10 protein-coding genes and 1 pseudogene are annotated in these 7,276 nt (G+C 70.8%); 6 read left to right on the top strand and 5 right to left on the bottom strand.

Features of this window, described 5'->3' with window-relative positions:
- A partial coding sequence (locus FUT87_RS23285) for an MAPEG family protein (RefSeq protein ID WP_186830720.1) occupies positions 1-191 on the top strand: 191 nt, incomplete at its 5' end.
- Between the two features lie 45 nt (positions 192-236).
- Here the strand turns inward: FUT87_RS23285 and FUT87_RS23280 are convergent.
- The gene (locus FUT87_RS23280; RefSeq protein WP_147242545.1) at positions 237-1,982 is read right to left on the bottom strand and encodes a transglycosylase SLT domain-containing protein; all 1,746 of its coding nucleotides are present in this window, start codon (positions 1,980-1,982) and stop codon (positions 237-239) included.
- Positions 1,983-1,989: 7 nt separating this feature from the next.
- A complete protein-coding gene (gene gloB, locus FUT87_RS23275; RefSeq protein WP_147242544.1) occupies positions 1,990-2,775 on the bottom strand; it encodes a hydroxyacylglutathione hydrolase in 786 nt (261 codons plus the stop codon).
- Between the two features lie 24 nt (positions 2,776-2,799).
- Here gloB and FUT87_RS23270 point away from each other — a divergent pair, with 24 nt between their 5' ends.
- The 5 genes from FUT87_RS23270 (at position 2,800) to FUT87_RS23250 (ending at position 5,645) form a co-directional block, all read left to right on the top strand.
- Positions 2,800-3,747: a class I SAM-dependent methyltransferase gene (locus FUT87_RS23270; RefSeq protein ID WP_147242543.1), complete on the top strand. Its 948-nt coding sequence runs from the start codon at positions 2,800-2,802 to the stop codon at positions 3,745-3,747.
- A gap of 84 nt (positions 3,748-3,831) precedes the next feature.
- Positions 3,832-4,314, top strand: coding sequence for a ribonuclease HI (rnhA, locus tag FUT87_RS23265; protein ID WP_091723346.1), 483 nt, complete (start codon positions 3,832-3,834; stop codon positions 4,312-4,314).
- A 58-nt stretch (positions 4,315-4,372) separates the two neighbouring features.
- Positions 4,373-4,894 carry a deaminase gene (locus FUT87_RS23260; RefSeq protein ID WP_091723348.1) on the top strand — a complete coding sequence of 174 codons (522 nt, stop codon included), beginning with the start codon at positions 4,373-4,375 and terminating at the stop codon, positions 4,892-4,894.
- A 106-nt stretch (positions 4,895-5,000) separates the two neighbouring features.
- Entirely contained in the window at positions 5,001-5,324 is a 324-nt protein-coding gene (locus FUT87_RS23255) for a hypothetical protein (RefSeq protein WP_147242542.1), read from the top strand.
- A 117-nt stretch (positions 5,325-5,441) separates the two neighbouring features.
- Positions 5,442-5,645, top strand: coding sequence for a hypothetical protein (locus tag FUT87_RS23250; RefSeq protein WP_147242541.1), 204 nt, complete (start codon positions 5,442-5,444; stop codon positions 5,643-5,645).
- Between the two features lie 66 nt (positions 5,646-5,711).
- Here the strand turns inward: FUT87_RS23250 and mltB are convergent, their stop codons facing one another.
- The 3 genes and pseudogenes from mltB to FUT87_RS23240 form a co-directional block, all read right to left on the bottom strand.
- Positions 5,712-6,509 (bottom strand): lytic murein transglycosylase B, encoded by a 798-nt coding sequence (gene mltB / locus FUT87_RS23245; RefSeq protein WP_255511985.1) that lies wholly within the window; start codon positions 6,507-6,509, stop codon positions 5,712-5,714.
- The gene (locus FUT87_RS31060) at positions 6,425-6,838 is read right to left on the bottom strand and encodes a hypothetical protein (RefSeq protein ID WP_255511984.1); all 414 of its coding nucleotides are present in this window, start codon (positions 6,836-6,838) and stop codon (positions 6,425-6,427) included. Before FUT87_RS31060 ends, mltB begins: the two co-directional genes overlap by 85 nt.
- A gap of 156 nt (positions 6,839-6,994) precedes the next feature.
- A pseudogene (locus FUT87_RS23240) lies at positions 6,995-7,276 on the bottom strand (DUF3488 domain-containing protein); the annotation flags it as partial.

Raw genomic sequence — 7,276 nt, 5'->3', positions numbered from 1 at the left:
CGCTGTTCATCGCCGGCGTGCTGGCGGCGCAGCAGATGCAGCACGACCAGGGCCGCATCGACGCGCTGGCGATGGCCTTCATCGCGGTGCGCCTGGTCTACATCGCGCTGTACATCGCCGATCGGCCGACGCTGCGCAGCGCGGCCTGGGCCATCGGCGTGGCCTTGTCGGTCGGGCTGTTCTTCGCCTGACGCCGCGCGCTGCCTTCCTCGCCTCGTGAGACGGAGACGGCCGACTCAGCGCAGCGCGGTCTTGGTCGACACGGTGCGGGCGCCCTTGCCGTCGCCGCTGGCGACCTTGGCGCTGCGGGTCTTGGCGCCGGCCTTGGCTTTGCCGGAGGCAGTCGACGCCACCTTGGTGACCTTGCCCGACTTGGCCGACGCCTTCGAATTGCCGGACGGTTCCACCGAAGCCAGCGTCTGGCCCTCGCGCACGTAGACGACGATCTGCTGGCCCGGCTTGAAGGTGGCCTTGGTGCTGACGCGGTTCCACTGCGCCAGCTGCGTCGTGCCCAGGCGATGGCGGCGCGCGACGCTCGCCACCGTGTCGCCCTTGTTCGCCTTCAGCGTCACGCGGCGCATCGGCGGCACGTCGGGCGCGAAGCCGATGCGGGCGTTGTCGGCCAGGTGCTCGGAGACGTCCTGGTCGCGCGAGGCGGTGCGCGGCACCAGCAGCGTCGAGCCCTTGGTCACCAGCATCCGCGCCGGGATGCGGTTGATCTCGCGCAGGCCGGTCTCGCTCATGCCGACCTGCTTGGCGGCTTCTGCCGGCTTCATCGTGCGGGGCACGACCCAGGCGGTCCACGACGCCAGCGGGCCGCGATGCTTCTCGAGGTTGGCCACGAAGGTGCTGGCGTTGTCGTAGGGCAGCAGCAGCTGGCCGCTGCTGGCCGCCAGGATCACCGGCTTGTTCATCGACGGGTTGAATTGGCGGAAGGTCTCCTCGTCCAGCTCGGCCAGCTGCGCGGCGCGGGTCACGTCGATGTCGCGGTCGATGTTGACCGACAGGAAGTAGGGGTGGTTCGCCACCGCCGGCAGCTCCAGCCCATAGGCCGACGGGCGCATCACGATGTTCTTCACCGCCTGCAGCTTGGGCAGGTAGTAGCGCGTCTCGTCGGGCATGCGCAGGCTCTCGTAGTCGATCGGCAGCCCGGCCTTCTGGTTGCGCGCCACCGCCTTGCTGACGTTGCCCTGGCCCCAGTTGTAGGCGGCCAGCGCCAGTTGCCAGTCGCCGTCGAACAGCTTGTTCAGGCGCTGCAGGTAGTCCAGCGCCGCCTTGGTCGAGGCCAGCACGTCGCGGCGGTCGTCGCGGAAGATGTTCTGCTTGAGGTCGAAGTCCCGGCCGGTGGCGGGCATGAACTGCCACATGCCGACGGCCTTGGCGCTGGACTGCGCATCGTTGCGGAAGGCGCTCTCGACGAAGGGCAGCAGCGCCAGCTCCATCGGCATGCCGCGCTTCTCGACTTCCTCGACCACGTGGTACAGGTACAGGCTGCCGCGGCCGGTCATGCGCGCGACGTAGTCGGGCCGGCTGCTGTACCAGTCCTCGGCCTTGCGGACCAGGTCGTTGTCGAGCTCGGGCATCGCCATGCCGGCGCGCATCCGCGCCCACAGGTCGACGTGGGTCTTCGGCGCGTCGAGGTCGACCTTCTGGCCGGGGTTCATCGTGTCCTCGAGCAGCACGTCGAGCTTCTCTTCCGGCGCGGTGGCCACGCTCGCCACCGGCGTCGCGGGCGAGGGCACGGCCGAGGCGGCCGCCTCGACCGCCTGCACCGTCTGCTGCGCCACGGCCTGCGCGTCCTGGTTGTCGGCGGGCGCGACCGGGCGGTTGGCGCAGGCGGCCAGCACCAGCGGCAGCAGCGCGGCGAGCAGCGTCAGCGCCGGACGTGTCGAAGTGGTGGGGGAGGGGGAAGCGGCGTCCGCGCGGTCCGCGGAGCGGGGGGAACGAAGCAGCGGGAAGGACGGGGTCGGGTGTCGATGCATCGGGGTCTCAGCGAAAGTCGTTCTTCCATCGGCGCAGCCCGGCCAGGACCGAGACCGGCTCCGCGGTGACGCTCGGGTCATGGCGCTGCGCGGCCGCGCGGACCTCGGCGTGCTCGCAGCGCAGGAAGGGGTTGATCTGGAGCTCCACCGCGATGGTGGAGGGCAGGGTGGGCAGCGACTGCTCGCGCCGGGCCAGACACCAGGCCTCGTGGCGCGCGACCGCCTCGTTCTGGGGCTCGACTGTGCGAGCAAATCGCAGATTCGACAAGGTGTACTCGTGCGCGCAGCAGACCCGGGTTTCTCCGGGCAGCGCGGCCAGCTTCGCCAGCGAGGCCTGCATCTGCGCCGGCGTGCCCTCGAAGAGCCGGCCGCAGCCGGCGGAGAACAGCGTGTCGCCGCAGAACAGGAGGGGCGCGCCGCCGTCGCCCGGATGCTTCAGCACGAAAGCGATGTGACCGGCGGTGTGGCCGGGAACGTCCAGCACCTCGAAGACTTGGCCGAGCAGCTCGACGCGGTCGCCCTCGCGCAGCGGCACGACCGGCACCGGCATGGTTTCGGTGGCGGGACCCCAGACTTGTGCGCCTTGCGCCAGCAGCGGCAGCAATTCACGCAGGCCGCCGACGTGATCGCCGTGGTGATGCGTCACTAGAATGCCCTGCAGATCCAGGCCGAGCGCGCGCAGCGCCTCCTTCACCGGCGCGGCGTCGCCCGGATCGACCACCAGGGCCGACCGGCCGTCATGCAGCAGCCAGAGGTAGTTGTCTGTGAAGGCGGGAACGGCGACCAGGTTCATGCAGGCAAGGGGATCGGGTTCCAGATGAAGACGCGGGGCCAGGACGAGGACACCGACGCGAAGGCGCCGATTGTAGAGGCGCAGGTCCGGCCGGACGCTGCTGCGGCGGAGCTCGCGCACTGGCTGCGCACGCCGGCCGGGCGCTACCTGCTGGCCTGGGAACAGCGCTTCATCGACGCCGCCGTGATCGACTGGTTCGGCTATCACGCGCTGCAGCTGGGTTTCCCGGAACTGCACGGCCTGCGCACCAACCGCATGACGAACCGGTGGCTCGCGCTGGACCATCGGCCGTTCGAGGACGCCGTCGCCGGGCCGCCGCGGCCCTCGCTCATGGCGCATCCGCTGGAATACCAGCCCGAACCGCAGGCCGAGCCCGCGCCTGGCCTGGGCGGTGCGGGCCGCGCGGCGATCTTCTGCGAGTTCGACGCGCTCCCGTTCGAGGCCAACAGCCTGGACCTGGTGCTGCTGCCCCACACGCTGGAGCAGGCGGTCGATCCCCACCGCTGCCTGCGCGAGGTCGAGCGGGTGCTGCGGCCCGAGGGCCGGGTGGTGATCCTGGGCCTGAACCCGGCCAGCCTCTGGGCCGTGAGGCAGAATCTCGCCCGCGTCAACGGCCGGCTGCTGAGCCGCGCGCCGCGGCTCTATCTGCCGGAGGAGCGCGAGTACATCGGCTACTGGCGGCTGCGCGACTGGTTGCGGCTGCTGTCGTTCGAGGTCGAGCGCGCGCAGTTCGGCTGCTATCGACCGCCGCTGCTGAGCGATCCCTGGCTGGCGCGCTGGCAGTGGATCGAGAAGCCCGGCGGCAAGTGGTGGACGGTGCTGGGCGCGCTGTACGGCGTCATCGCGGTCAAGCGCGTGCACGGCATGCGGCTGATCGGGCTGGCGCGCGGCAAGAAGCGCGTCGCCAAGGCCGCGCCGGCGGTGGCCGCCATCCACCATCATCATCATCGCGACGACGTCGAGGTCGACTGAGCCTCGACGCGCCGCACGCCCGGACCCGGCCCGCTGCCGTGTCCGGTCCGTCTTTTTCACCTTCCCTGTTGCTCCGCTCCGTTCATGACCGATACCACTCCCGCCGCCGCGCCCGCCGCGCCGAAGATCGCCAAGCCCAGCGTCGTCATCTACACCGACGGCGCCTGCAAGGGCAACCCGGGTCCGGGCGGGTGGGGCGCCTGGCTCAAGAGCGGCGACCACGAGAAGGAGCTGTTCGGCGGCGAGCGCAACACCACCAACAACCGCATGGAGCTGACGGCGGTGATCGAGGCGCTGAGCTCGCTCAAGCGCAGCTGCAACATCGTGATCTACACGGACAGCGAGTACGTGCGCAAGGGCATGACGGAGTGGATCTCCGGCTGGCAGCGCCGCGGCTGGAAGACCGCCGACGGCAAGCCGGTGAAGAACGCCGAGCTGTGGCAGCGCCTGGATGCGCTGCGCAAGCTGCACACGGTGGAATGGCGCTGGGTCAAGGGTCATGCCGGCGACCCCGGCAACGAGCGCGCGGACGCGCTGGCCAACAAGGGCGTCGGCGTCGCGAGGTAAGTCGCGGCCGCCCACTACACTCCTGCGCCTGTCCCCGACCTTCGCCTCTGCCTTCACCATGGACAACCATCCGCTGATCGACTGGCATTCGATGTTCATGGGCGTGGCCCTGCTGGCCAGCGCCCGTTCCAAGGACAGCCGCAAGCGCAACGGCGCCTGCATCGCGAGCGGGGACTACAAGATCGTCGGGGTCGGCTACAACGGCCTGCCGCGCGGCTGCGACGACAACGACCCGGCCTACTGGTCCGATGACGACGCCGATCCCGCCAACTCGCGCCACAGCTACATCGTCCACGCCGAGGTCAACGCGATCCTCAACTGCGTCGTGCTGCCGCTGACCGGCAGCACCATCTACACGACCCAGTACCCCTGCCCGCGCTGCGTGCAGTCCATCATCCAGGTCGGCATCCAGCGCGTGGTCTACCTGGAGAAGAAGGACCACCAGGTCGGGCTCAACGCGGCCTCGGCCAAGATGCTGACCGACGCCCGCATCGACGTGCTGGCGCTCAACGAGCTGGACGTGCCCGCCGCCGCCTGGTGCACCGAGCTGTCGGGCTTCATCGCCCGGCCCCGTCGCTGATCGACGCCGGCCGGCCGCGCGGCGATCGCAGGAACTGGGCCGGATTTCCCCCGCTTTTCCCGCTCAAGTTCCGGGCGGTGCGATCCATCATCCTGTCCACGCCGACATGAATCGCTCCGAGGCCGCCATGCACACCCCCGTCCCCCCGCATCTGATGCCCGAAACCGCCCAGGCTCCCTGGGGACTGGTGCCGGATCTCGGCCTGACGGTGGCCGGCACCGCGAGCATGGACGAGCTGCTGACGCTGCAGGACCTGATGGCCGACCACGGCCTGACGCTGCAGCCGACCCGCATGCTCTACGACCGCCTCTACGCGCTGGAGCGCCTGTCCACGGCCCATGCCCGCGGCGATGCGCGGCTGCAGGCGGTCGCTCAGGACCTGTTCGACGCGTACCAGCGTCGCGGCGAGTGGATCGGCCTGGTGCACTGAGCAGGCCGTCTCCGCAGGAACGAACGCAGAAGGCGCCCGCGAGGCGCCTTTGTCGTTCCTGCGCGTGGGGCCTTCCACACCGTGGCTAAGATCGATCGCCCACTTCAGGAGGAAACCATGAATGCTCCGCGCATTTCCAGTGACTTCCCGCCCGGCCTGCACGGCGGGCTCGAGCATGACGACGAGGACCATCGCGTCGGCGAGACCGGCCAGAAAGGGCCGGAAGGCGACGGCGACATCGACCGCGCCCACCATGAGCAGCGCGACTCCGGCGATCGCGCCGAGCGCCCGCGGACCCGGCCGCCGATCCCCGGCCGCTGATCCCGGTCGCCAATCCCTGGTTGTTGATCCCGGCCGTTGACGCCGACCGTTGGCGCCGGCCGTTGATCAGCTGGCGCTGGCCGGGCCAGACGGTGGCGTCGGCCCGGTCGCCTTGCGCCAGCTCGCCAGGGTGTTGGCGAACTCGATGACCGCCATCGCGTAATAGCTGCTCTGGTTGTAGCGGGTCACCGTGTAGAAGTTCTGGGTGCCCGCGACATACACCGGTGCGGCGCCGCCCATCTGCAGCTCGATCAGCGCCAGCGGCCCGTTGTGGGCGCGCCCCTGCGGCGACAGCTGCGCGCCGACCGATTCGAACTGCCGCGCATCGAGCTGCGGCAGCACGTCGCTGATCAGCAGCTGGGCGCGGGCCGCGGTGTCATTGGGCACCTGCACCTCGTAATGCGTCGGCATGCCGCGCTGCCAGCCGTGCTCGCGCAGGAAATTGGCCACCGAGCCGATCGCGTCCACCGGGCTGTTGATCAGGTCCACATGGCCGTCGCCATCGAAGTCGATCGCGAAGCGCCGCCAGCTGCCCGGCATGAACTGGCCCCAGCCCATCGCGCCGGCGTACGAACCCTTCATCGCCATCGGATCCAGGCCGTTCTCGCGCGCCAGGATCAGGAACTGGCGCAGCTCCTCGCGGAAGAAGGGGCTGCGGTCGCGCGCGCCGGGCGGCAGCGGCGAGGGGTAGTCGAAGCTCAGCGTCGCCAGCGCGTCCAGCACGCGGAAGCCGCCCATGATCCGGCCGTAGAAGGTCTCCACGCCGATCACCGACGCGATCATTTCCGCCGGCACGCCATAGGACGCCTCCGCGCGCGCGAGCGCCGCCTCGTGCGTCGCCCAGAAGGCCAGCCCGGCTTGCAGCCGCTGCGGCTCGACGAAGCGCTGACGGTAGGCGCCCCAGTCCTTCGCCTGTCCCGGCGCCCCGGCAGGATCAGCCGCTGCACCGCCGGCTGCGGACGCGCCAGCGCCAGGATCGCGCGCAGTTCCTCGCGCCGGTAGCCGAGCGACTCCGCCTGCGCGTCGGCGAAGGCCATGACGTCGTCGCGGTCGCCATAGGCCGGCGGCGGCGCGGGCTTGCGCGCCGGCTTCTTCGCGGCGGACTTCGGCTTCGCGGCCGGGTGCGGCTTGTGGGCCGTCTCCGCCAGCGCCGGCGCGGCGGCCAGGCCGGTCATCAGCGGTGCGGCGGCCATCGAGGCCTGGAGCAGGGAACGGAGGAAGACGCGGCGGGGTGTGGAGCGGCGGACAGCGGTCATGCGGGACTACGGCGGAGGCGGCGGTAATGGCGGAGATGGCGGATGCGGGCCGGCGAGCGGCGGTGCAGCGTCAAGCACATGGAAGAGGAGGGCTCAGCGGGCCAGCGCCTGACGGAGGTCGGCGCACAGGGCCGCGAACTGGCGCTGCCATTGTGACGTGGCGGCGGCGAGGTCCTGCCGGTAGCGCTGCGCTTCCAATTGCAACAGCGCGGCCGCGACCGTCTCGGCCGGCGCCCCATGGCGCTCGACCAGTGCCGCAGCCCAGCGGCGCGGGGTCTCGTCGTCGCGGGTGGCCAGGCCGAGGCGATCGAGTTCGCGCCGCACCCGGGCGCGTTGACGCGACCAGGGATCGTGCGGCCGCCGGTGCCAGGCCGC

The sequence above is a fragment of the Mitsuaria sp. TWR114 genome (assembly GCF_007997345.1).
This window is presented reverse-complemented; position numbering and strand designations above follow the sequence as displayed.

What these genes read in the sequence shown, in the direction of transcription:
- FUT87_RS23250 (WP_147242541.1), top strand. Translation starts at nt 5,442, where the DNA reads ATGAATGCTCCGCGCATTTCCAGTGACTTCCCGCCCGGCCTGCACGGC.
- FUT87_RS23255 (WP_147242542.1), top strand. Translation starts at nt 5,001, where the DNA reads ATGAATCGCTCCGAGGCCGCCATGCACACCCCCGTCCCCCCGCATCTG.
- FUT87_RS23260 (WP_091723348.1), top strand. Translation starts at nt 4,373, where the DNA reads ATGGACAACCATCCGCTGATCGACTGGCATTCGATGTTCATGGGCGTG.
- FUT87_RS31060 (WP_255511984.1), bottom strand. Translation starts at nt 6,838, where the DNA reads ATGGCCGCCGCACCGCTGATGACCGGCCTGGCCGCCGCGCCGGCGCTG.
- gloB (WP_147242544.1), bottom strand. Translation starts at nt 2,775, where the DNA reads ATGAACCTGGTCGCCGTTCCCGCCTTCACAGACAACTACCTCTGGCTG.
- rnhA (WP_091723346.1), top strand. Translation starts at nt 3,832, where the DNA reads ATGACCGATACCACTCCCGCCGCCGCGCCCGCCGCGCCGAAGATCGCC.
- FUT87_RS23270 (WP_147242543.1), top strand. Translation starts at nt 2,800, where the DNA reads ATGAAGACGCGGGGCCAGGACGAGGACACCGACGCGAAGGCGCCGATT.
- FUT87_RS23280 (WP_147242545.1), bottom strand. Translation starts at nt 1,982, where the DNA reads ATGCATCGACACCCGACCCCGTCCTTCCCGCTGCTTCGTTCCCCCCGC.